At 68.1% G+C, this 25997-nt stretch carries 28 protein-coding genes; 14 read left to right on the top strand and 14 right to left on the bottom strand.

Features of this window, described 5'->3' with window-relative positions:
- Positions 1–4 precede the first annotated feature (4 nt).
- The 3 genes from dusB to phoU all read left to right on the top strand — a co-directional run bounded on the left by dusB (position 5) and on the right by phoU (position 4135).
- Positions 5–1138: a tRNA dihydrouridine synthase DusB gene (gene dusB, locus MTY59_RS13005; RefSeq protein WP_221045994.1), complete on the top strand. Its 1134-nt coding sequence runs from the start codon at positions 5–7 to the stop codon at positions 1136–1138.
- A 210-nt stretch (positions 1139–1348) separates the two neighbouring features.
- The gene (locus tag MTY59_RS13000; protein WP_250160819.1) at positions 1349–3409 is read left to right on the top strand and encodes an LCP family protein; all 2061 of its coding nucleotides are present in this window, start codon (positions 1349–1351) and stop codon (positions 3407–3409) included.
- Positions 3410–3466: 57 nt separating this feature from the next.
- Positions 3467–4135: a phosphate signaling complex protein PhoU gene (gene phoU, locus MTY59_RS12995; protein ID WP_221045993.1), complete on the top strand. Its 669-nt coding sequence runs from the start codon at positions 3467–3469 to the stop codon at positions 4133–4135.
- An 11-nt stretch (positions 4136–4146) separates the two neighbouring features.
- Here the strand turns inward: phoU and pstB are convergent, their stop codons facing one another.
- The 6 genes from pstB to MTY59_RS12965 all read right to left on the bottom strand — a co-directional run bounded on the left by pstB (position 4147) and on the right by MTY59_RS12965 (position 9926).
- Positions 4147–4923 carry a phosphate ABC transporter ATP-binding protein PstB gene (pstB, locus tag MTY59_RS12990; RefSeq protein WP_221045992.1) on the bottom strand — a complete coding sequence of 259 codons (777 nt, stop codon included), beginning with the start codon at positions 4921–4923 and terminating at the stop codon, positions 4147–4149.
- A 13-nt stretch (positions 4924–4936) separates the two neighbouring features.
- A complete protein-coding gene (pstA, locus tag MTY59_RS12985; protein ID WP_221045991.1) occupies positions 4937–5851 on the bottom strand; it encodes a phosphate ABC transporter permease PstA in 915 nt (304 codons plus the stop codon).
- Positions 5848–6882, bottom strand: coding sequence for a phosphate ABC transporter permease subunit PstC (gene pstC / locus MTY59_RS12980; RefSeq protein WP_415822448.1), 1035 nt, complete (start codon positions 6880–6882; stop codon positions 5848–5850). The genes pstA and pstC overlap by 4 nt, the downstream gene beginning before the upstream one ends.
- A gap of 51 nt (positions 6883–6933) precedes the next feature.
- A complete protein-coding gene (gene pstS, locus MTY59_RS12975) occupies positions 6934–8055 on the bottom strand; it encodes a phosphate ABC transporter substrate-binding protein PstS (RefSeq protein ID WP_221045990.1) in 1122 nt (373 codons plus the stop codon).
- 165 nt (positions 8056–8220) lie between these two features.
- Positions 8221–9156, bottom strand: coding sequence for a mycothiol synthase (mshD, locus tag MTY59_RS12970; protein ID WP_221045989.1), 936 nt, complete (start codon positions 9154–9156; stop codon positions 8221–8223).
- A complete protein-coding gene (locus MTY59_RS12965) occupies positions 9153–9926 on the bottom strand; it encodes a winged helix-turn-helix transcriptional regulator (protein WP_221045988.1) in 774 nt (257 codons plus the stop codon). Before MTY59_RS12965 ends, mshD begins: the two co-directional genes overlap by 4 nt.
- Before the next feature lie 177 nt (positions 9927–10103).
- Here MTY59_RS12965 and lmeA point away from each other — a divergent pair, with 177 nt between their 5' ends.
- The 7 genes from lmeA (at position 10104) to MTY59_RS12935 (ending at position 14003) form a co-directional block, all read left to right on the top strand.
- On the top strand, positions 10104–10916 hold the full coding sequence (lmeA, locus tag MTY59_RS12960; RefSeq protein ID WP_221046416.1) for a mannan chain length control protein LmeA: 813 nt from the start codon (positions 10104–10106) through the stop codon (positions 10914–10916).
- Positions 10913–11332, top strand: coding sequence for a thioredoxin family protein (locus MTY59_RS12955; RefSeq protein WP_221045987.1), 420 nt, complete (start codon positions 10913–10915; stop codon positions 11330–11332). Before lmeA ends, MTY59_RS12955 begins: the two co-directional genes overlap by 4 nt.
- Positions 11333–11337: 5 nt before the next feature.
- Positions 11338–11451, top strand: coding sequence for a putative leader peptide (locus MTY59_RS27940; RefSeq protein ID WP_372494582.1), 114 nt, complete (start codon positions 11338–11340; stop codon positions 11449–11451).
- Between the two features lie 104 nt (positions 11452–11555).
- Complete coding sequence (locus MTY59_RS12950; protein ID WP_221045986.1) at positions 11556–12026, top strand: DUF4395 domain-containing protein; 471 nt, start codon at positions 11556–11558, stop codon at positions 12024–12026.
- A 36-nt stretch (positions 12027–12062) separates the two neighbouring features.
- Positions 12063–12896 carry a sulfurtransferase gene (locus MTY59_RS12945; RefSeq protein WP_221045985.1) on the top strand — a complete coding sequence of 278 codons (834 nt, stop codon included), beginning with the start codon at positions 12063–12065 and terminating at the stop codon, positions 12894–12896.
- Between the two features lies 1 nt (position 12897).
- On the top strand, positions 12898–13200 hold the full coding sequence (locus MTY59_RS12940; protein ID WP_221045984.1) for a DUF1416 domain-containing protein: 303 nt from the start codon (positions 12898–12900) through the stop codon (positions 13198–13200).
- A gap of 146 nt (positions 13201–13346) precedes the next feature.
- Positions 13347–14003 carry a heme-binding beta-barrel domain-containing protein gene (locus MTY59_RS12935; protein ID WP_221045983.1) on the top strand — a complete coding sequence of 219 codons (657 nt, stop codon included), beginning with the start codon at positions 13347–13349 and terminating at the stop codon, positions 14001–14003.
- Positions 14004–14358: 355 nt separating this feature from the next.
- Here the strand turns inward: MTY59_RS12935 and MTY59_RS12930 are convergent, their stop codons facing one another.
- Positions 14359–15216, bottom strand: coding sequence for an aminodeoxychorismate lyase (locus MTY59_RS12930; protein WP_221046415.1), 858 nt, complete (start codon positions 15214–15216; stop codon positions 14359–14361).
- Between the two features lie 110 nt (positions 15217–15326).
- Here MTY59_RS12930 and ygfZ point away from each other — a divergent pair, with 110 nt between their 5' ends.
- Positions 15327–16421: a CAF17-like 4Fe-4S cluster assembly/insertion protein YgfZ gene (gene ygfZ, locus MTY59_RS12925; protein ID WP_221045982.1), complete on the top strand. Its 1095-nt coding sequence runs from the start codon at positions 15327–15329 to the stop codon at positions 16419–16421.
- Positions 16422–16569: 148 nt separating this feature from the next.
- Positions 16570–16755 carry a DUF3073 domain-containing protein gene (locus MTY59_RS12920; RefSeq protein WP_221045981.1) on the top strand — a complete coding sequence of 62 codons (186 nt, stop codon included), beginning with the start codon at positions 16570–16572 and terminating at the stop codon, positions 16753–16755.
- A 66-nt stretch (positions 16756–16821) separates the two neighbouring features.
- Here the strand turns inward: MTY59_RS12920 and purM are convergent, their stop codons facing one another.
- The 3 genes from purM to MTY59_RS12905 form a co-directional block, all read right to left on the bottom strand.
- Positions 16822–17916, bottom strand: coding sequence for a phosphoribosylformylglycinamidine cyclo-ligase (gene purM / locus MTY59_RS12915; RefSeq protein WP_221045980.1), 1095 nt, complete (start codon positions 17914–17916; stop codon positions 16822–16824).
- A gap of 71 nt (positions 17917–17987) precedes the next feature.
- A complete protein-coding gene (purF, locus tag MTY59_RS12910) occupies positions 17988–19514 on the bottom strand; it encodes an amidophosphoribosyltransferase (RefSeq protein ID WP_221045979.1) in 1527 nt (508 codons plus the stop codon).
- A gap of 137 nt (positions 19515–19651) precedes the next feature.
- Positions 19652–20041 (bottom strand): sterol carrier family protein, encoded by a 390-nt coding sequence (locus MTY59_RS12905; protein ID WP_221045978.1) that lies wholly within the window; start codon positions 20039–20041, stop codon positions 19652–19654.
- A 19-nt stretch (positions 20042–20060) separates the two neighbouring features.
- Between MTY59_RS12905 and MTY59_RS12900 the strand changes: the two genes are divergently transcribed.
- Entirely contained in the window at positions 20061–21275 is a 1215-nt protein-coding gene (locus MTY59_RS12900) for an MCE family protein (RefSeq protein ID WP_221045977.1), read from the top strand.
- A gap of 3 nt (positions 21276–21278) precedes the next feature.
- Here the strand turns inward: MTY59_RS12900 and MTY59_RS12895 are convergent, their stop codons facing one another.
- The 3 genes from MTY59_RS12895 to MTY59_RS12885 all read right to left on the bottom strand — a co-directional run bounded on the left by MTY59_RS12895 (position 21279) and on the right by MTY59_RS12885 (position 25101).
- The gene (locus MTY59_RS12895; protein WP_221045976.1) at positions 21279–21908 is read right to left on the bottom strand and encodes an Rv0804 family intramembrane glutamic endopeptidase; all 630 of its coding nucleotides are present in this window, start codon (positions 21906–21908) and stop codon (positions 21279–21281) included.
- Positions 21909–21927: 19 nt separating this feature from the next.
- A complete protein-coding gene (gene purL, locus MTY59_RS12890; protein ID WP_221045975.1) occupies positions 21928–24225 on the bottom strand; it encodes a phosphoribosylformylglycinamidine synthase subunit PurL in 2298 nt (765 codons plus the stop codon).
- Positions 24226–24315: 90 nt separating this feature from the next.
- Positions 24316–25101 (bottom strand): helix-turn-helix domain-containing protein, encoded by a 786-nt coding sequence (locus MTY59_RS12885; protein ID WP_221045974.1) that lies wholly within the window; start codon positions 25099–25101, stop codon positions 24316–24318.
- A 125-nt stretch (positions 25102–25226) separates the two neighbouring features.
- On the opposite strand from MTY59_RS12885, the gene MTY59_RS12880 reads away from it, so the two are divergent.
- Complete coding sequence (locus MTY59_RS12880) at positions 25227–25622, top strand: nuclear transport factor 2 family protein (protein WP_221045973.1); 396 nt, start codon at positions 25227–25229, stop codon at positions 25620–25622.
- Positions 25623–25636: 14 nt separating this feature from the next.
- Here MTY59_RS12880 and MTY59_RS12875 read toward each other — a convergent pair whose 3' ends face one another.
- Entirely contained in the window at positions 25637–25984 is a 348-nt protein-coding gene (locus tag MTY59_RS12875; protein ID WP_221045972.1) for a VOC family protein, read from the bottom strand.
- Positions 25985–25997 lie beyond the last annotated feature (13 nt).

Here is a 25997-nt window from a genome sequence, read left to right as displayed (position 1 = left end):
AGCGGTGCGCATCGGTTCCATCGCGCTCGCCAGCCCAGTGGTTCTGGCACCGATGGCGGGCGTGACAAACGTCGCATTCCGGACGTTGTGCCGCGAGCTCGAGTTAGCCAAGGTCGGCACCGTCAGCGGGCTCTACGTCTGCGAGATGGTAACGGCGCGTGCGCTTGTCGAGCGTCATCCGGCGACCATGCACATGACCACGTTCGCCGCCGACGAGTCGCCGCGCTCGCTGCAGCTCTACACCGTCGACCCGGCGACCACCTACGCGGCCGCCAAGATGATCGCCGACGAAGGCCTGGCCGATCACATCGACATGAATTTCGGCTGCCCGGTGCCCAAGGTGACCAAGCGCGGGGGCGGGTCGGCGCTGCCGTACAAGCGGCGGCTGTTCGGCCAGATCGTCGCCGCGGCGGTGCGCGGCACCGAGGGCACCCAGATACCGGTGACCGTCAAGTTCCGCATCGGCATCGACGACGAACACCACACGCACCTCGACGCCGGCCGCATCGCCGAATCCGAAGGGGCCGCCGCGGTCGCGCTCCATGCCCGCACGGCGGCGCAGCGCTACTCCGGCACCGCCGACTGGGAGGAGATCGCCCGGCTCAAGCAGCAGGTGCGGACGATCCCGGTGCTCGGCAACGGCGACATCTACGACGCCAGTGACGCGCTGACCATGATGGCCACCACGGGCTGCGACGGCGTCGTCATCGGCCGCGGCTGCCTGGGTCGGCCCTGGCTTTTCGCCGAGCTGTCGGCCGCGTTCACCGGCAGCCCCCCGCCCACACCGCCGACGCTGGGCGAGGTCGCCGACATCGTGCGACGGCACGGGCGGCTGCTTACCGCGCACTTCGGCGAGGACAAGGGCATGCGCGACATCCGCAAGCACATCGGCTGGTACCTGCACGGCTTTCCGGCCGGCTCCGAGCTGCGCCGGGCCCTGGCGATGGTCAAGACGCTCGACGAGCTGGACGCTCTGCTCGACCGGCTGGACGGCACCATGCCGTTTCCCGACGAGGCGACGGGCCCGCGCGGCCGGCAGGGTTCACCGGCCCGGGTCGTGCTGCCGGAGGGATGGCTGACCGATCCGGACGACTGCACCGTGCCGGCCGGGGCCGACGTCATGCACTCCGGCGGCTGAACCGACAACTCGAAATCGCGTCTGGACCAATAACTCAGTACGATGTGGGCTTTGTTGCATACGTCTGGGTGGCGGATGTGTTCCGGCCGCCGCACCAGGGCAACAAAAGTGGTTGGCACCAGCGGCAGCGCTCGCGCAATGCGAGGCCGCGCTAGACATTAGGCACGGACACGCTGACGCCTGCAGCAGAGCTTCGGAGGCCGGTACGACATGAGTGACGCCGAGAGCGACGCCACTCGCAATGGTCGGCGCGGCCCGGGCGGGGCACACGCCCACCCGATCGCGGCGAACCCGGCGCCGTTGGGCGCCGCTCCCTGGGAGCGATTCTTCGAGCCCCCCGCCGACGACAACCTGCACCGCTGGCAGCCCGAGTCCCCGCCCGAGCCCGTCGCACCGCGCCAGGAGGAACCCGAACAGGGCGGATCCCACACCGGCGGTGGTGTCAGCGTCGCCGATCTGATCGCCAAAATCGGTGCCCCCGCCCGGCCGGTCCATCATCGTGCCGCTCCGGAGGATCCGGAGGTCGAGCCGTTCGGCGCCCAGCCGGGCCTGCCGATCGAGCTGCAGAAAACGCAGGTGATCGACGACCTGGCCTATTCCATGGACGCCGTCGCCGAGCTCCGCGCCCTTGAAGCCGCCGAGTATCCGATCGACGACGACCCCGAGGATCCGGCCCAAGACACCAGCGCCGAGGAACCTAAACGCCGGCGCCGTCCGCTGCTGGTGGCCGCGCGGTCGACGGCCGCGCTGGCTGCGGTGCTGGCCCTGGCCATGACCGGCGGGGCGTGGCAGTGGAGTTCGTCGAAAAACGCCCGGCTGAACACGATCAGCGCGCTGGACCAGAACTCCAGCGACATCCGCGACCCGGGCGGACAGTACGGCGACGAGGACTTCTTGATCGTGGGCCTCGACTCGCGTTCGGGCGACAACGCCAACATGGGCGCCGGTACCACCGACGACGCCGACGGGGAACGCTCGGACACGGTCATGCTGGTCAACATTCCGGCCAACCGTAAGCGCGTGGTGGCGGTGTCGTTCCCCCGCGACCTGGCGATCACCCCGATGCAGTGCGAAGCGTGGAACCCCGAAACCGGCAAGTACGGGCCCCTCTACGACCCGAAGACCAAGACCTACGGCCCGAAGATGGTCTACACCGAGACCAAACTGAACTCGGCGTTCGCGTTCGGCGGCCCGAAATGCCTGGTGAAGGAAATCCAGAAGCTGTCCGGCTTGAACATCAACCGCTTCATCGCCGTCGACTTCTCCGGCTTCGCGAAGATGGTCGACGCGCTCGGCGGCGTCGAGGTCTGTTCGAGCACGCCGCTGCACGACTACGAGTTGGGCACGGTCCTCGAACACGGTGGGCGCCAGGTCCTCGACGGCTCCACCGCCTTGAACTACGTGCGGGCACGCCAGGTCACCACCGAGGTCAACGGCGATTACGGCCGGATCAAGCGCCAGCAGCTGTTCTTGTCGTCGTTGCTGCGGTCGTTGATCTCCGAAGACACGCTGCTGGACCCCAACAAGCTCAACAACGTCGTCAACATGTTCATCAGCGACACCGTCGTCGACAACGTGCGGTCGAAGGACCTGATCCAGCTCGGTCAGTCGTTGCAGGGCATGGCGGCCGGGCACGTGACGTTCGTCACCGTGCCGACCGGTGTGACCGACCAGAACGGCGACGAGCCGCCCCGGATGGCCGACATGCGGGCACTGTTCGATGCCGTCATCAACGACGATCCGCTGCCCGAGGAGAACGACCAGAACGCGCAGAATCTGAGTACGTCTCCGACCAAGGGCCCATCGAGGGCGCCGACCACCAAGAAAACTCCGGCACCGGCGCCGGAGGCGCAACACGAGCAGGTGACCACGACCTCGCCGAGCGGCGTTACGGTGCGGGTTTCCAACGCGACCACGCAAACCGGCCTGGCGGCCACCGCGACCACCCAGCTCAAGCAGGACGGGTTCAACGTGATGTCGCCCGACGACTATCCGAGCTCGGTGAACGCGACTACCGTGCTGTTCTCGCCCGGCAACGAAGAGGCCGCCGCCACCGTCGCATCCTCGTTCGCCAACGCGAAAGTGCAGCGGGTTTCGGGCTACGGGCAGGTCGTGCAGGTGGTCCTGGGCCCCGACTTCAAGTCGGTCGCCAGCCCGCAGCCCAGCGGATCGTCGATGAGCCTGCAGATCGAACGCGGTTCGAGCAACGCGCCGGCCAAGCTGCCCGAGGACCTGACCGTCACCAACGCGGCCGATACCACCTGCGAGTAACCGCTTTTGACGGCGTTCCGCTGCCCGTTTCGGCGGCGAGACCGTACGCTTGGTGCTATGCGGACCGCTTACCACGAGCAACTTTCGGGGTTGTCCGAGCGCCTCGGCGAGATGTGCGGCTTGGCAGGAATCGCCATGGAGCGGGCCACCCAGGCCCTGCTGCAGGCCGACTTGGTGCTGGCCGAGCAAGTCATCTCAGATCATGAAGCCATCGCCGCGCTGAGTGCGCAGGCCGAAGAAAGCGCCTTCGTACTACTGGCTTTGCAGGCACCGGTGGCCGGCGATCTGCGGGCCATCGTGAGTGCCATCCAGATGGTGGCCGACATCGACCGGATGGGCGCGCTGGCACTGCACGTCGCCAAGATCGCCCGTCGACGCCATCCCCAGCACGCGTTGCCCGAAGAGGTCAACGGCTACTTCGCCGAAATGGGTAGCATCGCAGTCGAATTGGGCAACAGCGCACAAGAGGTGGTGTTGTCGCGCGACCCGGAGAAGGCCGCCCGGATTCGCGAAGAAGACGACGCCATGGACGATCTGCACCGGCATCTGTTCTCGGTGCTGATGGACCGGGAATGGAAGCACGGCGTCGCGGCGGCCGTCGACGTGACGTTGCTGGGCCGGTTCTACGAGCGTTTCGCCGACCACGCCGTGGAGGTGGCCCGGCGGGTCATCTTCCAGGCGACCGGCAGACTTCCCGAGGAAGAAGCGAAATCCGCCTCGCAGTAAGCGACGCCCGGCTAGCCGAACCGGCCGGAGATGTAGTCCTCGGTGGCCTTCTGACTCGGGTTGGAGAAGATCTTCTCGGTGTCGTCGACTTCGATCAGCCGCCCCGGTTTTCCGACGGCCTCCAGGTTGAAGAACGCCGTGTAGTCGCTGACCCGGGCCGCCTGCTGCATGTTGTGCGTGACGATGACGATGGTGTAGTCCTGCTTCAGTTCGCTGATCAGCTCCTCGATCGCCATCGTCGAGATCGGGTCCAGGGCCGAACACGGCTCGTCCATCAGCAGCACATCGGGTTGCACGGCGATGGCCCGCGCGATGCACAGGCGCTGCTGCTGCCCGCCGGACAGTCCGCCGCCGGGCCGGTCCAACCGGCTCTTGACCTCGTCCCACAGGTTCGCCCCGCGCAGCGAATACTCGGCCGTCTCGTCGAGCAGCTTGCGGTTGCGCACACCCTGCAGCTTGAGGCCGGCGACGACGTTGTCACGAATTGACATGGCGGGGAATGGGTTCGGTCGCTGGAACACCATCCCGATGGCCCGGCGCACGCCAACCGGGTCGACGCCGGCGCCGTAGATGTCTTCGTCGTCGAGTAGCACGCTGCCCTCGACCCGCCCACCGGGCACCACCTCGTGCATCCGGTTCAGCGTGCGCAACACCGTCGTCTTGCCGCAACCCGACGGACCGATGAACGCCGTCACGCTGCGGGGCAGAACCGATAGCGTCACATCCGAGACCGCGTGAAACGATCCGTAATAGATGTTGACGGCCTTGAGGTCCAACCGTTTGGCCACTTAGTGCTCCTGCCTATGACTTTCTTGCGCCAAGGTATCGCGCTATCACTCGGGCCGCGACGTTGATGGTGGCGATCACCAGGATGAGGGTTAATGCGGCACCCCACAACCGATCCGTGGGGATGGGGTTGAGGCTCGCGCCGGCCGTCGTCTGGTTGAACATCATGCCGGGCAGCGTTCCCATGAACCCACTGAAGATATCGAAGTTCATCGCTTGTGCGTAACCGACGAGGATCAGCAGCGGCGCCGTCTCCCCCATCACCCGGGCCATGGCCAGCAGTATCCCGGTGACGATGCCGGACAGTCCGGTGGGGATGACCACCCGGGCAATGGTTTTCCATTTGGTGATGCCCAGCGCGTAACTGGCCTCGCGAAGGTCCATCGGGACGATCCGCAGCATCTCCTCCGTGGCGCGCACGATCACCGGCAGCATCAGCAGGACCAGCGCCAGCGATACCGCGAACTCGGACCGGGGAAGTCCCAGCGTTGCCACGCACAACGCATAGATGAACAGTGCCGCAACGATTGACGGCACACCGGTGAGAATGTCCACCATGAACGAGGCCAATCTGCCCAGCGCGGTGCCGCCGCCGTACTCGACCAGATAGATCGCGACCATCAGGCCGAGCGGGACGGAGATGACGGCGCATACCAATCCCTGCAGCACGGTGCCGACCAGCGCGTGGTAGGCGCCACCGCCGGTCACGAATGCCGTCATACCCGCTTGCGAGTGCGACCACCATGTGGTTGACGCCACCGCCTTGAAGCCCTTGGCGACCACCGACCAGAGCACCATCACCAGCGGGGTCACGGCGACCAGCAGCGAGAGCGAAACCAGCAGGGTCGCAACGTAATTCGTGATACGCCGGCGCCAGCCGACCGTCGAGAACGTCCGCGGCTTGAGTGGGCGGTCCAGCATCGAGGTCATCGGGCGCCCTTCCGCCCCGCTCCGGCGACGGCGCCCCGCGCCAGGGCGTCGACCAGGAAGGTGAGCACGAACAAGGTCAGCCCGGCGGCGATGTACGCGCCGGCCTTGTACCGGTCGTCGAATTCGGCCGCGGCGCCGGCGATCTTGGTCGCGAAGGTGGAACCGCCGTCGAACAGCGACCAGCCGAACGCCGACTGGGTGCCCCGCAGGATGATCAGCAGCGCCACGGTCTCGCCCAGGGCGCGGCCCAGCCCCAGCATCGAGCCGCTGACGTAGCCCGATCGCCCGAACGGAAGCGTGACCGTCTTGACCACTTCCCACCGCGTGGCACCGAGCGCCAGCATGGCCTCGATCTGGTCCTGCGGTGTCTGGACGAATACCTCGCGCGTGACCGCGGTGATGATCGGCAGGATCATCACCGCCAGGACGATGCCGCCGGTGAAGATGGTGCCCCCACCGGCCGGCGACGCGTTGCCGCTGGCGAACAGAAAACACCAGCCCAGCGAGCGGTTGAGCCAAACGGCGACGGGCCGCAGCAGCGGCGCCAGCACGTACAGGCCCCACGCTCCGTAGATGATCGAGGGCACCGCGGCCAGTAGGTCGACCGAGTAGGCCAGTGGTGTGGCGACCCGCCGCGGCGCGTACTGCGTGATGAAGATCGCCACGCCCAGCGCGACCGGCATGGCCAGGCTCAACGCGAACAGCGACACGAACACGGTGACCGGCACCAGGCTGGCGATGCCGAAGTGCATCGCGGAGGGGTTCGTGGTGACCCACACGCCGCCGTAGCTGAAGAAGTTCTCCCTGTTGCGGTGCAGCGCCGGTATCGCGCGTCCGAGCAGAAAGGCGGCGATCGCGGCGATGACAACGATGATGACCACGCCCGACGACTGCGCGAGCCGGCGGAAGATCCGGTCCGCCACATGCGGCCGCCCCTCTCCCCAGGGGCTGGTGGGAGTGACCTGCTTATCCGGATACGGCGCGGCCACAACCGCACCCGAACCCGCGTCGATGGGATTAGGCGTTGTCACTGTGATCCCGCCACAGTTCTGCTGTCGCTCCTTGAAACCCGGTTCACTTGGTTACTGCATCGCATTGATGGCGACGATCAGTCGCTCCCTGACCTTATCGGGCAGCGGGACGTAGCCGGCCTTGGCGAGTTCGCCCTGCGCGCTCGTGGCGGATACGGAGAGAAACGATTTGACGGCCGCGGCGGTCTGCGCGTCGTAGCCAGTTGAGCACACGATCTCGTAGGTGACCAGCAGCAACGGGTAGACGCCCGGTTCCTCCGAGCCGTACATGGCATTGAGGTCGAGCACCAGGTCATCGCCCTCGGCCAGGAATCGGGCCGCGTTGACGGCGTTCCCGGCCGTCTCGTTGGTCAGCGGAATCACGCCGCCGCGGGTGGCAATCTTGGCGTAGGGCACACCGGCCTGGTCGGCGAAGCCCTTCTCGACGTATCCGATGGCGCCCGGGGTGGCCCGCACCGCCTGGATGACGCCGGCAGACTTCGCGGCGCCTTCGCCGACGCCGCCCTGAAATTCCGTGCCAACCCCTTTGGACCAGCTCTGCGGCGCGGCCGCGGTCAGATACTTCTGGACGTTGTCGGTGGTTCCGGACGAGTCGGTCCGGTAGATCGGTGTGATCTTGGCGTCGGGCAGCGCCGTGCCCGGATTCAGGGCGGCCAGAATCGGGTCGTTCCAGCTGGTGATCCTTCCGGTGAAGATCTTGGCCAGCGCGTCGCTGTTGATCACCAGGGCCGGATCTCCGGGCAGGTTGTAGACGATCCCGATGGGGCCGAAGACCAGAGGCAGGTCCCACGCCGGGTTCCCGTCGCAGCGTTTGGCCGCGGGCCCGATCTGGTCGGCAACCAAGGGAGAGTCCGCACCCGCGAAATCGACATGTCCGGCGATGAATTGCTCGCGTCCGGCGCCCGATCCGGTCGGGTTGTAGGCCAGGCCCTTGCCCGGGCAGAACTGACCCCACACCTGGTTGAACACCGTGATCGCGTTTTCCTGAGCGGTCGAGCCCTCCGCCGTCAGCTTGTCCTTGCCGCCGCACCCCGCCGTTCCGGTGACGCCGGAGCTGGGCGCACTGGCCCCGCGGGGGTTCTCGTCGCTGCCGCAGGCGGTGAGCGTTCCGGCCCCGAGCGCCGCCGCCAACGCCACGGCGGCCAGCGCCCTGCCCTGCCTGTCGAGCCTCACCGATCTCGCTTTCCTGACGCGTTCCGGACGCATGTGGGCGCCGCTGGCCATCTGCCATGTGAGGTTGCCAAGCGCCGACGAAAATATGCGCCGACTTGGTCCACAGCAACGTCTCGGTGGCCAGGACCAGATTAACGATCTGGGTAGATGCGGCTCGTACCCGCGTCAGCCGGCCGCGGGTACGACCGCGTACGCGGTGTCGACGCTGTAGGCGCTGAAGCCCAGGCGCTGGTAGGTGCGCACCGCGGCGACGTTGTCCGACTCCACGTAGAGCATCACGGTGGGGTCCGGCGCGTCGGCCAGGACCCGGCCCAACCAGTCGATGCCGACGGCGGTCAACGCCTGCCCCAGACCGCGGCCCTGCGCCGACGGGTCGACGCCCACCACGTACACCTCGCCCAGCCCGGGCCGGTCGGGGTGCACCTTCGTCCAGTGAAAACCCAGCAGCGTGCCGGTCTGCTCGCTGCCCGAGTCGGCGAACGCGAGGAACAGGCCCGCCGGGTCGAACCACGGTTCGTTGCGGCGCTCCGCCAGCTCGGCATCCGTCCAGCCGCCCTGTTCGGGATGGTGGGCAAACGCGGCATTGTTCACCCGCAGCAGCTCGGCGTCGTCGGCGGTGCCCGCATAGGTGCGGATCTTGACCCCGGGCACCGACGGCACGGTCTCGGGCAGATCGCGCAGCGAGCGTCGCATCTGCATCAGTTCCCGCACGGGCGTCAGGCCCAGCGCCGCTGCTGTCGCGCGGGCCGGCTCGAGCGTGCCGTGCGCCCAGAACCGGTTTCCCGCACCGGTTTTGGCCAGCGCCGCGCGTGCCAGTGTGGACCCGATACCGCGGCGGCGCGCCTGCGGGTGCACCACGAGTTCGGCCATCCCGGTCTCGCCGTCGCGAGGCGGGCTGAGGTTGAGGTAACCGACGATCGCGTCGCCGGCCGCGACGGGATTCGTGATCAGCAGATGCTCGGTGCGGTCGTGGCCGAGCTCGCGCAGCACCTGCTCGCCAACCGGCGCGACGCCATCGGATTCGGTTGCCGCACTGACAAGTTCACGTACGCCCCGCTGCTCTTCGACCGTCAGCGTCCGGCGCCAGTCGGGCGCCGTCACTGCGTGTGTAACGGATCGACCAACGGATCTTGGACGTCCTGTGATTCGGATTCGGCCTCGGCCTCGTCGGCCTCGTCGGGCTCGGCGACCGGCGTGCGGCCCCGCGCCGGGCGGACGGCCTTGTAACCGACGTTGCGGACGGTGCCGATCAGCGCCTCGTACTCGGGACCGAGTTTGGCTCGCAACCGGCGCACGTGCACGTCCACGGTGCGGGTGCCGCCGAAGAAGTCGTATCCCCACACCTCGTGCAGCAGCTGTGCGCGGGTGAACACCCGCCCGGCATGCTGAGCAAGGTACTTGAGCAGCTCGAATTCTTTGTAGGTGAGATCCAGCGGGCGGCCCCGCAGCCGGGCGGTGTAGGTGCCTTCGTCGATCACCAACTCGCCCAGGCTGACCTTGCCGGCGCTCTCCTGGTCCGCGAGCCCGCCGCGACGGCCGATCACCAGCCGGAGCCGCGCGTCGACCTCGGCGGGCCCGGTGGTGGGCAGCAGGATCTCGTCCAGGCCCCAGTCCGAGCTGACGGCCACCAGACCGCCCTCGCTCACCACGGCCAGCACCGGGACCGATCGGCCGGCGGTGCTCAACAGGCGGCACAGTCCGCGCGCCGACGACAGGTCGGTGCGCGCGTCGACGATCACCGCATCCGCGGTCCCGGCCTCGAGCAACGACGAGGGTTCTGGCGGCGCCGTCCGGACGGCATGTGGAAGCAGGGACAGCGACGGCAGGACCGGGTCGGGATGAAGCTCCGAGGTCAGCAGTAGTAGCTCCAACTAGCCCCTCCAGCTCGGGGGAACGGCATCTCCCATTTTCACAACGCCATCAAACGTTAGTTACCAGGTCATCTAACGATAACGTGTCACCTGGCTTTTTCGCGTGGCAGACGAGCCGGTGTGAGCCCCGCCACGACCGATCCGGCGGCGACCGGCTCTCGGGTGTTACGCCACAATATGCGGGTGCGCAAGGTGCTGATCGCTGTGACCGCGACCGCGATCCTGGTTGCGGTGCTCGCCCTGGGCGCGACCGGCGTCGACTACGGGACCAGCATCTATGCCGAATACCGGCTGTCGTCCAGCGTCCGTAAAGCGGCCAGGCTGGGCACCGACCCCTTCGTGGCCATCGTGGCGTTTCCCTTCATTCCGCAGGCCATGCGTGGCAACTACAGCCAGGTGGAGATCAAGGCCAACGCCGTGGACCACGCGATGACCGGCAGGGCCACCCTGGAGGCCACGATGTACTCGGTGGACCTCGCCCAGGCGTCGTGGCTGATCGGCCCGGCCGCGAAGCTCGCGGTGGGCAAGCTGGAGAGCCGCATCATCGTCGACTCGACGCACCTGGGCCGGTTCATGGGCATCAGCGACCTGATGGTCGAGGCGCCGCCTAAGGAAACCAACACCTCCACCGGCGGCGTGACCGCATCGGGCATCTCGGACAGCCACGGGCTGGTGTTCACCGGCACACCCAAATCGGCGGGATTCGATCGCCGGGTCAGTGTCTCGGTCGACCTGTCCATCGCCCCCGATGACCCGGCGACGCTGGTGTTCACCCCGACCGGCGTGCTCACCGGATCGGACACCGCCAACCAGACCGTGCCGGCGGACAAACAGGCCGCCGTGCTGCACGCCTTCAGCGGAAGGCTGCCCAACCAGCGCCTGCCCTTCGGTGTCGCACCGACCACCGAGGGCGCTCGGGGATCCGACGTCATCATCGAGGGCATCGCCCATGGAGTAACCGTGACCCTCGACGGGTTTAAGCAGTCATGACCGTCATCGTCGTGGCCGTCGCGGTGCTCGCCGCGGCAACCCTGGCCGGGTGGTTGCTGACCCGGCGATCCGGACGCATCCGGGAAGTCGACACCAAGCCGGATCGGGATACCGACGCCGACATCGCGGCGCTGGGGCTGTCCCGCAGCGGGCCCACGGTGGTGCATTTCAGTGCACCGTGGTGCGGGCCGTGTGATCGGGTCCGCCGGGTCGTCGAGCAGGTCTGCGACGACCTGGGCGACGTGGCACACGTCGAGGTCGACCTGGACGCCGATCCGGAGACCGCACGCCGGTATTCGGTCCTGTCCCTGCCCACCACGTTGATCTTCGACGTCGACGGCAGGCAGCGATACCGCACGTCCGGAGTGCCCAGCAGTGCCGACCTGCGGTCCGCCCTGAAACCGCTGTTGGCTTGACCACCGTGTCATTGGGTAAGCTGACCGACGTGTCAGCCCGCCTCGAGCCCATGCTCACCCAGCGTCGCGCAGTTGAACTGTGCCGCACTGCGGGCTGTTGTTGTTGCTGTTGCTGCTGAGTAGCCGCGCTTCCGCGTAGCACTCGGAGCGGCCCGGGTTCCAGACCGTGGCACGTCTCCATTCGTCGTTTCCGTCAGCAACAGAGGTATCGAGGAGTAGTACCTTGCCAAGCAGCAACACCACCACGCAGCCCGACCTGGTCGACGTGCGTGGACCCCGATTCGCCGCTTGGGTCACCACCGCAGTCTTGCTGCTCGCGCTCGTCGTGTCCGCGGCAAGTCCGCAGGCCGCCGCTGTGATCCTGGCCGGCCAGGCCGTCATCTTCGCCATCGGCGCGGCCGGTGGGCCGCGCAAGCACCCGTACGGCCGGATCTTCGCCACCGTCGTCGCGCCGCGGCTGGGCCCGGTGCAGGATCGCGAGCCGACCCCACCGCTGAAGTTCGCCCAACTCGTCGGCTTGATCTTCGCGGTGCTCGGAACCGCCGGATTCGCCACCGGCGCCGTCCTGTTCGGCGTCATCGCCACCGCGGCCGCCCTCGCGGCCGCGTTTCTCAACGCGGCCTTCGGCATTTGCCTGGGCTGCCAGCTCTACCCGCTGGTGGCCCGTTTCCGACGTCCCGCGCGTCCCACCTGACCTGCTGTAACAAAAGCGATTGAAAGGATCCACCCCATGGCACGCTCCGACGTCCTGGTCTCCACCGACTGGGCTGAGAGCAATCTCGACGCCTCAGGCGTCGTCTTCGTCGAAGTCGACGAAGACACCAGCGCTTACGACGCCGGCCACATCCCCGGCGCGATCAAGCTGGACTGGCGCTCCGACTTGCAGGACCCGGTCAAACGCGACTTCGTCGACGCCCAGCAGTTCTCCAAACTGCTCAGCGAGCGGGGTATTTCCAACGACGACACCGTGATCCTGTACGGCGGCAACAACAACTGGTTCGCCGCCTACGCCTACTGGTACTTCAAGCTGTACGGCCACGAGAAGGTCAAGCTGCTCGACGGCGGCCGCAAGAAGTGGGAGCTCGACGGCCGGGCGCTGTCCAGCGACCCCGTCAGCCGGTCGGCGACCTCGTACACCGCCGCCGCGCCGGACAACAGCATCCGGGCGTTCCGCGACGACGTCATCGCCGCCATCAACGTCAAGAACCTGGTCGACGTGCGCTCCCCCGACGAGTTCTCCGGCAAGATCCTGGCGCCCGCGCACCTGCCGCAGGAGCAAAGCCAGCGGCCCGGCCACATCCCCGGCGCCATCAACGTGCCATGGAGCAGGGCCGCGAACGAGGACGGCACCTTCAAGTCCGACGAAGAGCTGGCCAAGCTCTACGCCGCCGCCGGCCTCGACGGCGAGAAGGAGACGATCGCCTACTGCCGCATCGGCGAGCGGTCGTCGCACACCTGGTTCGTTCTTTATGAATTGCTCGGGCATCGGAATGTGAAGAACTACGACGGCAGTTGGACGGAATACGGCTCCCTGGTGGGTGCCCCGATCGAGTTGGGAAGCTGATATGTGCTCTGCACCGAAACAAGGAATGACGTTGCCCGCCAGCGTCGACCTGGAGAAGGAAACGGTGATCACCGGTCGCGTCGTGGACGGCGAGGGCCAGGCAGTGGGGGGCGCGTTCGTCCGCTTGCTGGACTCCTCGGACGAGTTCACGGCCGAGGTGGTGGCGTCGGCCACCGGTGACTTCCGGTTCTTCGCCGCACCGGGTTCCTGGACCCTGCGTGCCCTGTCCAAGGCCGGCAACGGCGACGCCGTGGTGGCGCCGTCCGGTGCGGGCATCCACGAGGTCGACGTCAAGATCGCCTGACCCGCCAGCCGCCCCCGACGGGGACGCCGCGGGACGAATAGACTTGTCCCCGTGGTGCTGTTCTTCGAGATCATGCTGGTTGTGGCGGTCGTGGTGATTTCATGGTTCGCCCTGTACACCCTCTATCGGCTCATCACTGACGAGTCGTGAGTCCCGACGAACCGCTGAGTTCCGCCGGCTCTGCGGACCGGGCGGTGGCCGCCGCCGCTGAGCGCGCCAAGGTGACCGCCGGCCGCAACATCCCGTCCTACGATGACCTGCCCCTGCCCGCCGACACCGCGAACCTGCGCGAAGGCGCCAACCTGAGCGATGACCTGCTGGCGCTGCTGCCACTGGTGGGTGTCTGGCGTGGCGAAGGCGAAGGCCGTGGGCACGACGGCGACTACCGGTTCGGCCAGCAGATCGTGGTCTCGCACGACGGCGGCGACTATCTGAACTGGGAAGCCCGATCGTGGCGGCTCAGCGAGACGGGCGACTACGAAGAACGCGGCTTACGCGAGACCGGTTTCTGGCGCTTTGTCCCCGATCCCGACGACCCCGGCGAGTCTCACGCGATCGAACTGCTGCTGGCCCATTCGGCGGGCTACGTCGAACTGTTCTACGGCCGCCCGCTGACCCAGTCGTCGTGGGAGCTGGTCACCGATGCGCTGGCCCGCAGCAGGTCGGGCCTGCTGGTCGGCGGCGCCAAACGCCTCTACGGCATCGTCGAGGGTGGCGACCTCGCCTACGTCGAGGAGCGGGTGGACGCCGACGGCGGTCTGGTGCCGCATCTCTCGGCGCGGCTGTCCCGCTTCGCCGGCTGACGGCCGGGCCGCAGCGGGCAGCGACGACCGTCGCGGAAGGGCCTGCGGCACACCACCAGTGGTCGGTCCGTCAACCAAGGCCGGCAAGGTCGCCGCGAAGGTGAGCCGGTAACGGCCTGCAGACATGGAGCGGCCCCCGAGCCGCGTTCCTGGTTGGACAAAACCGGAAGCTCGGGGGCCGGGTGACTGCGGGGAATTCACTAGCGCACTCGTGACGCCAGCTCTTCCGAGCAGGTGCTGCTAGCGCGCAGCCACCTCACATGTCCATGAAGCTATCAATTTCGCGGACCACCTCCTTCCTTGTGTACGACCGACCGTACCGGCGGATCGGCCAGCCGACAACAGAATTCAGCGCTCAGCGATCACTGACGATGGCGGCGTCGATCAGTTCGGCGAAGTCTGCCGCCATCGGTGACGGCTGCAGTGGACGGCCATCGAGGGTGTGCACGCGTGCGGCCAAGGTCATGCTGGAGATCAACCAAACGCCTTGGGCGGCATGCAGATCCGCGACGCGCAGAGCCCGGTAGTCGCAGTCATAACCCTTGTCCCTGGCCACCTCGAACAAGGCCTGCTGGGTGGTGCCGCGCAGGATCGGATACCACGGCGGCGGTGTCAACAGGCACGGCGTCTCGGAGGCGGTGGCGATCACCACCGTCGAGCGTGGGCCTTCCAGGATGTAACCGTCCGTGCTGACGAAGATCACATCACCGGCGTCCTGACGGGCCGCATGGCGCAAGGCCGCCATATTGACCGCGTAGGACAGGGTCTTGGCGCCGGCCAGCAGCCACGGCATCGCATCGACACCGGTGGCGGGCAGTCCGCGATCGAGCGTGATCGCCGCCAGCCCACCCCGCCGGACCGCCGTCACCCGTTCGGGAACGGCGTTGACCATGACGAAGGCCGTCGGCACCGAACCGCCCTCGCGCCCGCGGCTGTAGATCAACCGCATCGCGCCCTCGTCGGCGCCGCCCGCGCACCACTGCCGGGTGGCTACTTCGATCGCGCTTCGCCACCGCGGCCGGTCCGGCTCGGGCAGATCGGTCAGCGCGGCCGACTGGGTCAGCCGCTGCAGATGCGACTCGATCAGACAGGCCCTGCCGTCGCGGACCAACAGCGTCTCGAAGACACCGTCGCCGCGGAGCGCGGCCAGGTCGTCCGCGTGCAGCAAGGGTGCGTCGGGCGAATGCATCTCGCCGTCCAGCGTGACGATCACACCCGGTGGGCCGGCCATGGTGCAGAAGCCTATCCAATGCCCCCCAGCCCGCGACCGCAAGCGCGGCGACGCCGGGCCGCAAGGCGCCGGCCGGTCCGTAGAGTTGACTCGTGACCCGCGCTGTTCCCGCACCCGAGACCGGACCCGACGCCGGTGCCGTCTGGCATTACGGCGACCCGCTCGGCGAGCAGCGTGCGGCCGACACCGAGGCGATACTGGTCGACCGCTCGCACCGCGGCGTGCTCACCCTGGCCGGAAACGACCGGCAGACCTGGTTGCACAGCATTTCGACGCAATTCGTCAGCGACCTCCCCGACGGCGCCAGCACGCAGAACCTCAGCCTCGACGGCCAGGGCCGCGTCGAGGATCACTGGATTCAGACGGAGCTGTCCGGCACCACCTACCTCGACACCGAGCCGTGGCGGGCCGAGCCGCTGCTGCAATACCTGCGCAAGATGGTGTTCTGGTCGGAGGTCACCCCGGCCGGCGCCGACCTGGCGGTGCTGTCGTTGCTCGGCCCGAAGCTGGCTGATCAGCCAGTTCTCGACGCGCTCGGGGTGGACGCGCTGCCCGCCGAGCTGACCGCGGTTGCCGTCGGCGACGGCTTCGTGCGGCGGATGCCGGGCACGCCGGGCGGCCAGATCGAGCTGGATCTGCTGGTTCCGCGCGCCGCGGTCGGCGACTGGCGAAATCGCCTGACACAGGTCGGGGTACGGCCCAGCGGGGTGTGGGCCTACGAAGCCCACCGCGTGGCGGCGGTGCGGCCCCGTCTCGGCGTCGACACCGATGAGCGCACGATCCCGCACGAGGTGGGATGGATCGGTGGCCCCGGCGCCGGGGCCGTCCATCTGGACAAGGGCTGTTACCGCGGGCAGGAGACCGTCGCGCGGGTGCACAACCTGGGCAGGCCGCCGCGCATGCTGGTGCTGCTGCACCTCGACGGTTCGGGGGACCGGCCGTCGACCGCGGATCCGGTGCTGGCCGGCGGCCGCACGGTCGGCCGCCTCGGCACCGTCGTCGACCACGTGGATCTCGGCCCCGTAGCGCTGGCACTGCTGAAGCGCGGGCTGCCCGCCGACACGGAATTGGCCACCGGAGCGGAGGCCTCGGTGGCTGCGGTGATCGATGCCGATTCCCTGCCGGAAACCGAACAGATCGGCGCCGGGCGGTTAGCTGTTGAGCGGTTGCGGGGCGGTGCGGGATAATGAACGGTAACGTCCGCCACAGCAAGCAGGGGGCGCCAACGCCCGGTGGCGGGGCACGGTAAACTGTCGGCAGGACAATACGACACACCAGGAGATCGGAGCCGCCTACTCGTTAGGCCGCTCCGTTATTGCGCGAGGGGGTTCCCCCATGGGCCGCGGCCGGGCTAAGGCAAAGCAGACCAAGGTTGCTCGAGAACTCAAATACAGTTCTCCGCAGACCGACTTCCAGCGGCTTCAGCAAGAGCTGTCCGGAACGGGTTCGGGCGAGTCCAACGAACTGGACAGCGACGGATCCGACGAATCCTGGGACGACCAGGACAGCTGGCGGCGGTAGAGCCAACAACCCGGCGCCGATGCGTAGTGCACCGGCGCCGCCTCAGTCGTACCGAAGTCCGAGCTCCTAGAATCGCGGGTGCTGACCGACCATCTTGGCCCGCGGACCCTCTTTCCCGCCTTTGCCGACGGTGCCCAGTACCCAGCAGTCCAAGTGCCGGGCGGTCAGGATGGCCAGAGCGCGGTCGGTGTCTTCGGGAGCCACCATGGCGATCATGCCGACGCCCATGTTGAACGTCTTCTCCATCTCCTCGCGCGTCACGCGGCCGCGCTGGGCGATCATGGCGAACACCGGCGCGGGCGTCCAGGTGCCGCGGTCCATCTCGGCGACCAGCCCGTGCGGGATGACGCGTTGCAGGTTGCCGGCCAGTCCGCCGCCGGTGACGTGGCAGAAGGTGCGGACGTGGGTTTCGGCCGCGAGCGCCAGGCAGTCCTTGGCGTAGATGCGGGTGGGTTCGAGCAGCTCTTCACCAAGGGTGCGGCCGAACTCCTCCACGTAGCCCTCGAGGTTCATCCGGTCGATCTCGAGCAGCACCGTGCGCGCCAGCGAATACCCGTTGGAGTGCAGGCCGGACGAGCCCATCGCGATGATGACGTCACCGGGTTTGACCCGGTCGGGCCCCAGCACGTCGTCGGCCTCGACGACACCGATGCCGGTGGCCGAGATGTCGTAGTGGTCCGGTTCCATCAGACCGGGGTGCTCGGCCGTCTCGCCGCCCAGCAGCGCGCAGCCGGCCCGCACACATCCCTCGGCGATGCCACTGACGATGGCACTCAGCCGTTCCGGCACCGTGCGGCCCACCGCGATGTAGTCCTGCAGGAACAGTGGTTCGGCGCCGCACACCACCAGGTCATCGACCACCATCGCGACCAGATCCAGCCCGACGGTGTCGTGCTTGTCCATCGCCTGGGCGACCGCCAGCTTGGTGCCGACGCCATCGGTGGACGCCGCGAGCAGCGGCTCGCGGTAGTCGCCGCGGAGCGCGAACAGGCCGGCGAATCCGCCCAGGCCGCCCCGAACCTCGGGTCGCGTGGCTTTCGTGGCCAGCGGCTTGAACAGTTCGACGGCGCGGTCGCCGGCTTCAATGTCCACCCCGGCCGACGCGTAGGTGATGCCTTGACTGCCGTGGTGGCGTCCGGGGCTCTTTCCGGGATCCGTCATCGCGATAAAGGCTACCGGGCGCCGCTGGTGGCCGGTATCAAACCTCGGTGAAGGTGTGCAACCGAGTTCCCTCAGTGCACGACGGGCACTTCGTCGGCCGCGAGATCGTCGAGGCCGGCGCCGCGCGCGGCATTGGCGAGCATGTGCTCGATGACGTTCTTGCCCAACGCGCTTTCCCCGGGCAGTTCGATCGGATACTGGCCGTCGAAGCACGCGGTGCACAGCCGCGAGGCCGGCTGCTCGGAGGCCGCGACCAGGCCGCGCAGCGAGATGTAGCCCAGCGAGTCGGCGCCGATGGCGTGCCGCACCGCCTCGAGCATCTCCTTTTTGTCTTCGACCGCGTTGGCGATCAGTTCGGCCGGTGACGGGAAGTCGATGCCGTAGAAGCAGGGCCATTTGACCGGGGGCGAGGCGATCCGCACGTGCACTTCGACGGCGCCGGCCTCGCGCAGCATCCGCAGCAGGGCGCGCTGGGTGTTGCCGCGCACGATCGAGTCGTCGACGACGATCAGTCGCTTACCCCGGATCACCTCACGAAGGGGGTTGAGCTTCAGCCGGATACCGAGCTGGCGGATGGTCTGCGACGGCTGGATGAAAGTGCGCCCGACGTAGGCGTTCTTCATCAACCCCTGGCCGTAGGGAATGCCCGACTCCTGGGCGTATCCGACCGCGGCGGGCGTGCCCGACTCGGGGACGCCGATCACCAGGTCGGCCTCGACGGGACGCTCCCGGGCCAATCGGCGACCGATCTCCACCCGCGTCGCATGGACGGACCGGCCGGCGATCGTGCTGTCCGGTCGCGCCAGGTAGACGTACTCGAAGATGCAGCCCTTGGGCGTGGGGTTGGCGAAACGCGTGGAGCGGACGCCGTCGGCGTCGATAGCCAGCAGTTCGCCCGGCTCGATGTCGCGCACGAACGAGGCGCCGACGATGTCGAGGGCCGCCGTCTCCGAGGCCACCACCCAGCCGCGGTCCAGCCGTCCCAGCGAAAGTGGCCGCACCCCATGCGGATCGCGGCACGCATACAGGGTGTTCTCGTCCATGAAGGTCAGGCAGAACGCGCCGCGCACGGTCGGCAGCAGGTCCAGCGCCGCCTGCTCCAGGGTGGCGTCCGCCGCGCCGTGGGCCAGCAGCGCCCCCAGGATGTCCGAATCCGTTGTCGCCGGCGCGGGGGCGCGTTTGGCGATCAGCCCCTCGTCGCGGGCGCGGGCGGCGAGCTCGGCGGTGTTGACCAGGTTCCCGTTGTGTCCCAACGCGACCCCGGTGCCGGCCGCGGTGTTGCGGAACACCGGCTGGGCGTTCTCCCAGGTCGTGTCGCCGGTGGTCGAGTAGCGGCAGTGCCCGATGGCGACGTGGCCCGGCATGGCCCCCAGCGTCTGCTCGTCGAACACCTGACTGACCAGGCCGAGGTCCTTGAAGACCAGCACCTGGGATCCATCGGCGACGGCGATGCCGGCGGCTTCCTGGCCGCGATGCTGCAACGCGTACAAGCCGTAATAGGTGAGTTTGGCGACGTCCTCGCCCGGGGCCCAGACCCCGAATACACCGCATTCTTCACGGGGTGCGCTGAAATCCTCTTCGGGCTCTTGGACGGTCACGATTAGGCAGCTCCCCGGGGAACGGTTGGTGACGTAACGGAGTCTACGGGCACAAAAGCCGCGCCGACGAATCCCCCGGGCGTGTTGAGCGACGAATTGCCGGCGAATATGCCTAAACCTGCAGTTCAGGGTTATATTCAGCCCACATCGAACAAGGGCAGGCAGTGTCCAATCTCACCGGCACGCGAGCCGAAAAGCCGCAGCGCACCGGTGCTCTGGGCCTCGGCGAACGACGACTTTCCGGTGGCCAGCAGCAGCCAGGTGCGCGGGTCGGTTTCCACCACATTGGGCGGTGTGCCCCGGGTGTGGGTGGGCCCGGCGATGCACTGCACGGCGACGAACGGCGGGATGCGCAGCTCGACGCTTCGCCCGGGCGCCACGGCGGCCAGGGTGCGGGCGGTCAGCCGCACGGCCGTCGCCAACTCCTGGCGGCCGGGCGCCGGATGAGATTCGTCGCGTAGCCAGTCCGCGACGGCCAACACGGCCTGCCGGGTCTGCGCCGGATCGGCTTTGTCGCGGGGGGCCATACTTTAGGGTCTCAAAATCATGGAGCCCCGGCGCTCGAGGGCGCGGCCGCCGTACAAGACCGCCGGCCTGGTGACGATCGCGGTCATCGGGCTGATCGGGTCGCTCCTGTACCTGCAATTTCGGGGTGCCCTCACGCCGAGCACAAAGCTGACGATGGTCGCCGCGCGAGCGGGATTGGTGATGGATCCCGGCTCCAAGGTCACCTACAACGGGGTGCAGATCGGCCGGGTGTCCAGCATCTCGGAAACCATGCATGATGGCAGGCCGGCCGCCAAGATAATCCTGGACATCAGCCCGAAATACGTCAAGCAGATCCCGGCCAACGTCGCGGCCGCGGTCAAGGCGACCACCGTGTTCGGCAACAAATATGTCGCCTTGAGCTCACCGAAACAGCCTGCGGTGCAATCGATCAGGCCGTCGATGGTGATCGATGCGACGTCGGTGACGACCGAGTTCAACACCCTTTTCGAGACGCTGACCTCGATCGCGGAGAAAGTCGATCCGGTCAAGGTGAATCTCACGCTCAGCGCCGCCGCCCAGGCGCTGGCCGGGCTGGGCGAGAGGTTCGGCGTCTCGTTGGTCAACGGCAACGCCGTCCTCGACGACCTGAACCCCCGGATCCCGGCCCTGCGCAACGACATTCGGCGGCTGGCGGCCCTAGGCGATACCTATGCGAACGCCTCACCCGACCTGTGGGACGCGCTCGACCACGCGGTGACGACCGCGCGCACACTCGATTCGCGGCAACGCGACCTCGATGCCGCACTGTTGGCGGCCGCCGGGCTGGGCAACACCGGCGCCGACGTCTTGGGCCGCAGCGGGCCATTCTTCGTCCGCGGCGCAGCCGACCTGGTTCCGAGTAGCCAGCTGCTCGACGAATACAGTCCCGAAATCTATTGCACGATCCACAATTTCGATGAAGTCGCCCCGAGAATCCACAACGCGTTGGGCGATAACGGCTACTCGTTGGGCGCCCACGCCTCGGGCGCCATCGCGGGCGCGCCCAATCCCTACATCTGGCCGGAGAACCTGCCGCGCACCAACGCCAGGGGCGGCCCGGGCGGACGGGCGGGCTGTTGGCAGAAGATCACCCGGGAACTGTGGCCCGCGCCGTTCCTGGTGATGGACACCGGCGCGAGCATGGCTCCCTACAACCACTTCGAAGTCGGCTCGCCGCTCGCGGTCGATTTCGTGTGGGGCCGCCAACTCGGCGACTACACCATCAACCCCTGACGATCAGCGGTTCGCCGACTGCACAGCCAGCACGGCGACCGCCCCGGCTTCATTGATGGCCAGGTGCGCCAGCATGGGCGCGGCCAGGCTGCCCGACCGGTCGGCCAGCCAACCGAAGAGCCAGCCCGCGATTCCGGTGACGAGCACGGTCCCGATCACCGGCTCACCCGTCGCGCGCGCATCGGCGATGTGCGAGAGGCCAAAAGCGCCGGCCTGCAACAACCGTCCGCCGCGGGCACCGAAAGCAGCCGAGCCGGCGGTGGCCAGTGCCCCGCGAAAGGCGGATTCCTCCGACCACACGGTGCCCACCGGTATCCGCAACAGCAGCCAGTCCGGCGCGGTCGCCGGCGGGTCGCGGTCGGCCATCGATCGGCGCACCGGCGGCAGCAGAGTGGTCGCGGCGACCCCGCTCGCCGTCGAGAAGGCGGCCAGTGAACCCAGCCGCAGCCCGGCCCATAGCCGGGGCGGGCCCAGACCCAGCGGCGCCCGCGTCAGCAACACGAGCAGGCCACCCGCACCCGCCTGCAACGCTGTCCGCCACGCTACCGGCAACCGAGGACTGACGAAGCTCCAGCCGACCAGGGCGGCGGCCAGAGACAATGCGCCAGCCCGACGGAAACACTTGTCAGACATCAGGTTTCGCTGCGGGAACTCAGCCGAACAGCCGCGGCAGCACCGCCTCGGAGGTCTCGCGCAGCTCGGCCAGCGAGACCGTGAACAGTCCCTGCACCTCCACCGCGTCGGACGCCTGGTCGACCACGCCGATGCGCACCGCCGGCAGCCCCCGAGCCTCACACATCGAACGGAACCGGCTCTCCTCGGTGCGCGGCACCGCCACCAACACACGGCCCGCCGACTCGGAGAACAACGTCACGAACGGATCGGCACCCTCGGAAAGCACGATGCGACAACCCGTTTCACCGGCCAGGGCGGCTTCGACGACGGCCTGCGCGAGGCCGCCTTCGGACAGGTCGTGCGCCGCGGACACCAGGCCGTCGCGCGACGCCGAACGCAGTACCTCGCCCAGCAGCTTCTCGCGGGCCAGGTCCACCTTGGGCGGCAGCCCGCCGAGATGGTCGGCGGTCACCTGCGCCCAGACCGAACCGTCGAACTCGTCGCGCGTATCCCCGAGCAGCATCAGGGTTTCCCCGGGCTCTGTGCCCAGCCCGGTGGGGATGCGCCGCGCGACATTGTCGATGACGCCGAGCACCCCTACCACCGGGGTGGGCAGGATCGCCGACGACCCCGTCTGGTTGTAGAAGCTGACGTTGCCGCCCGTCACCGGAATACCCAGGGCCACACAGCCGTCGGCCAGGCCGCGCACCGCCTGCGAGAACTGCCACATCACTCCGGGGTCTTCGGGCGAACCGAAATTCAGGCAGTTGGTCACCGCGACCGGGGCCGCCCCGGTGACCGCGACGTTGCGGTAGGCCTCGGCGAGGGCGAGCTGGGCGCCGGCATAGGGATCCAGCTTCGTGTAACGGCCCGACGCGTCGGTCGATAAGGCGATGCCGCGGCCGGTGGATTCGTCGACGCGCAGCACGCCGCCGTCGGCGTGCTCGGCCAGCACGGTATTGCCGCGCACGTAGCGGTCGTACTGCTCGGTGATGAACGCGCGGCTGCACAGATGCGGACTGCCCAGCAGCGCAAGCAAAGTCGCGCGCAGCTCGTCACCCGTGGCCGGCCGTGGCAGCCGTGTCGAGCTGTCGGCGTTCAGCGCGTCCTGCGTGTCGGGGCGGGCGACCGGACGCTGGTAGACCGGGCCTTCGTGGGCGACGGTGCGCGGCGGCACGTCGACCACCGTCTGGCCCTGCCAGGTGATTCGCAACCGGTCGCCGTCGGTGACCTCGCCGATCACCGTGGCCAGCACGTCCCACTTGCGGCACACCGCCATGAAGGCGTCGACGTTTTCCGGGGTGACGACCGCGCACATCCGCTCCTGGGACTCGCTACACAGGATCTCCGCGGGCGTCATCTGGTTGGTCCGCAGCGGCACGGTCTCGAGCCGGACCGCCATCCCGCCGTCGCCGGCCGAGGCCAATTCCGAAGTGGCGCATGACAATCCGGCGCCGCCCAGGTCCTGGATGCCGACCACCAGGTGACCGGCGTACAGCTCGAGGCAGCACTCGATGAGCACCTTCTCCATGAACGGGTCACCGACCTGAACCGAAGGCAGCTTCTTGCGGGAACCCTCGCTGTCGAAGGTGTCCGACGCCAGCACCGACACCCCGCCGATGCCGTCAAGCCCGGTGCGGGCACCGAACAGGATGATCTTGTTGCCGGTGCCGGAGGCGAAGGCCAGATGCAGGTCCTCCTGACGCAGCACACCGACGCACATGGCGTTCACCAACGGGTTGCCGGCGTAGCACGCATCGAAGATGGTCTCGCCGCCGATGTTGGGCAGGCCCAACGAGTTGCCGTAGCCGCCGATGCCGCGGACCACGCCGTCGACCACGCGGCGGGTATCCGGCGCATCCGCGGCGCCGAACCGAAGCTGATCCATCACCGCGACCGGTCGCGCGCCCATCGCCATGATGTCGCGGACGATCCCGCCGACTCCGGTGGCCGCACCCTGATAAGGCTCGACGTAGGACGGGTGGTTGTGCGACTCGACTTTGAAGGTGACCGCCCAGCCGTCGCCGATGTCGACGACGCCGGCGTTCTCGCCGATGCCGGCCAGCATGCCGGCCCGCATTTCGTCGGTCGTGGTCTCCCCGAAGTAGCGCAGGTGCACCTTGGACGACTTGTACGAGCAGTGCTCGCTCCACATCACCGAGTACATCGCCAGCTCGGTGTCGGTCGGGCGACGGCCGAGGATCTCGCGGATGCGCTGGTATTCGTCGTCTTTGAGACCCAGTTCGGCGAAGGGCTGCGGTTCGTCGGGAGTGGAGGCGGCGTGCTCGACGGTGTCGATGGCCTGAGTGCGCGCACTCGTCCCGGAGACAGTCACGCCAGACAGTCTAGGGCTGGACGCCCCCCGGTACCGACATGGCTGAGCCGCCGCCCGCCAACCGGGTCCGGCTACCCGACTGCGCAGGACCTATCCGCAGCGGAGCAGGTCCTCGCTTTCGGCGTCGGCGGGATAGAACAATTCGACGGCCAGTTCGGCGAGGGTCACGTCGAGGGGGGTGCCGAAGGTGGTCAGCGTCGTGAACATCGACAACCGCCGGCCCTCGCCGGCGTCGAGGACGAACGGAATGAGCAGTGACGCGCTGTCCGGGAGTGCGCCCCGCGCCTTGGCCGCCGCGACCCCCGGATAGCCGCGCACCTCCTCCTCGAGCGCCGCCAGCCCCGGGTCGCCGGTGAGCGCGGCCGTGCGCTTCAGCTGGTGCAGCAGGTAGCCCGCCCAGTCTGGGAAATTCAGGGTTCGCCCGGCCAGACCGTCTGGATGCAGGCACAACCGGTAGACATTGGCCGGCGGGCCCACCAGCTCCTCGGGCAGGCCGGCGGTCAGCGCGGAGGCTGCGGCGTTGGCCCCCACGATGTTCCAGCAGCGGTCGATGACGATGCCCGGGTAGGGGTCATGCGCATCGAGCAGGCGCTGCACCGCATCCCGGGCCGGTGAGAGTGCGGCATCCTCGAGCGGTCGCGATTGGTAGCGCGGCGCGAACCCGGCGGCCAGGAGCAGCGTGTTGCGTTCTCGCAGCGGTATATCGAGGCCGTCGGCGAGGGTAAGCACCATCTCGGGACTGGGGCGGGAGCGTCCCGTCTCGATGAAGCTCAGATGCCGCGCCGACACGCCGACACTGAGCGACAGGTCGAGCTGACTCACGCGTCGGCGCGTCCGCCACTCGCGCAACAAGGTGCCAACTGCAGCGTGACTCACCAACCAACGGTAACCACGCCGGTGCGTCGGCGGCGATGACCTCGGAGGTAATTGTGCCGCCGCACGGTATCCGCAGAGGCTGGATACGACGCGCTCGACCGGAGCGCGCGAGTCAAGGAGGAACGATGACCGACGTCCAATCCGCCCCGAAATTCAGCGCCGAGGTGTTCGCCGCGTATTGGGCGGCGCCCACCATGTCGCGCGGTTTCGACATCCTGGCCGACGACATCGTCGGCTACTGGCCGGGCGACCCCGAGCCGGTCCGAGGCATCGAGCCATACACGGCGAAGATAGCCGAATTGCTGGACGCTGCACCGGATTTGCGGCTCGAGGTGGTGGACAGCGCGACGGTTCCCGGCGCCGCCGAGAACGAGGAGCTGGTGTTCTTGCACTATGTGGGTCACGGCACCGGCCCGGACGGACCTTTCCAGATCCGGGGCCTGGACCGGGTTCGCACCCGTGACGGGATCGTCGTGGAGAACGTCATCCGCTACGACCCGGTCTTTGTGGGCCGGGACTGAGCAGCGGCCGCGAGCTACTGACGCACGACGCAGAACACGTTGCCCTCGGGGTCGGCCAGCACCACCCAGCGGAAGCTTTCGCCGAACTGGTGCCGGCCGATCTCGGTCGCTCCGCCCGCCGTCAGCCGCGACACCTCGGCGTCGACGTCGGCCGCACTCAAGTCGAGGTGCACGCGGTTCTTGCCGGGCGTGGGATCGGGCACCTTCTGGAATCCGAGCCGCAGCCCGTCGCCGAAGGTCACCGCGGTGAACTCGTCGGCGAGCACCTCGTGCGTCGTCCCGCCGAACTGCTCGGCCCACCAGCCGGCCAGCTTCGCGGGGTTGTCGCAGTCGAAGGTCAACATCTCCACGCTGAGCGCCATACCGGCAGACCCT

The sequence above is a fragment of the Mycobacterium senriense genome (genome assembly GCF_019668465.1).
GTDB classification, from domain to species: Bacteria; Actinomycetota; Actinomycetes; order Mycobacteriales; family Mycobacteriaceae; genus Mycobacterium; species Mycobacterium senriense.
The sequence above is the reverse complement of the archived record's forward strand: the minus strand, read 5'-3'. Positions and strand labels throughout refer to the sequence as shown.

Bases quoted from the DNA above. Each gene is read 5' to 3' on its own strand.
- MTY59_RS13000 (WP_250160819.1), top strand. From the start codon at position 1,349: ATGAGTGACGCCGAGAGCGACGCCACTCGCAATGGTCGGCGCGGCCCG.
- phoU (WP_221045993.1), top strand. From the start codon at position 3,467: ATGCGGACCGCTTACCACGAGCAACTTTCGGGGTTGTCCGAGCGCCTC.
- pstA (WP_221045991.1), bottom strand. From the start codon at position 5,851: ATGACCTCGATGCTGGACCGCCCACTCAAGCCGCGGACGTTCTCGACG.
- lmeA (WP_221046416.1), top strand. From the start codon at position 10,104: ATGCGGGTGCGCAAGGTGCTGATCGCTGTGACCGCGACCGCGATCCTG.
- MTY59_RS12955 (WP_221045987.1), top strand. From the start codon at position 10,913: ATGACCGTCATCGTCGTGGCCGTCGCGGTGCTCGCCGCGGCAACCCTG.
- MTY59_RS12945 (WP_221045985.1), top strand. From the start codon at position 12,063: ATGGCACGCTCCGACGTCCTGGTCTCCACCGACTGGGCTGAGAGCAAT.
- MTY59_RS12940 (WP_221045984.1), top strand. From the start codon at position 12,898: ATGTGCTCTGCACCGAAACAAGGAATGACGTTGCCCGCCAGCGTCGAC.
- MTY59_RS12920 (WP_221045981.1), top strand. From the start codon at position 16,570: ATGGGCCGCGGCCGGGCTAAGGCAAAGCAGACCAAGGTTGCTCGAGAA.
- purM (WP_221045980.1), bottom strand. From the start codon at position 17,916: ATGACGGATCCCGGAAAGAGCCCCGGACGCCACCACGGCAGTCAAGGC.
- MTY59_RS12905 (WP_221045978.1), bottom strand. From the start codon at position 20,041: ATGGCCCCCCGCGACAAAGCCGATCCGGCGCAGACCCGGCAGGCCGTG.
- MTY59_RS12900 (WP_221045977.1), top strand. From the start codon at position 20,061: ATGGAGCCCCGGCGCTCGAGGGCGCGGCCGCCGTACAAGACCGCCGGC.
- MTY59_RS12895 (WP_221045976.1), bottom strand. From the start codon at position 21,908: ATGTCTGACAAGTGTTTCCGTCGGGCTGGCGCATTGTCTCTGGCCGCC.
- MTY59_RS12880 (WP_221045973.1), top strand. From the start codon at position 25,227: ATGACCGACGTCCAATCCGCCCCGAAATTCAGCGCCGAGGTGTTCGCC.
- MTY59_RS12875 (WP_221045972.1), bottom strand. From the start codon at position 25,984: ATGGCGCTCAGCGTGGAGATGTTGACCTTCGACTGCGACAACCCCGCG.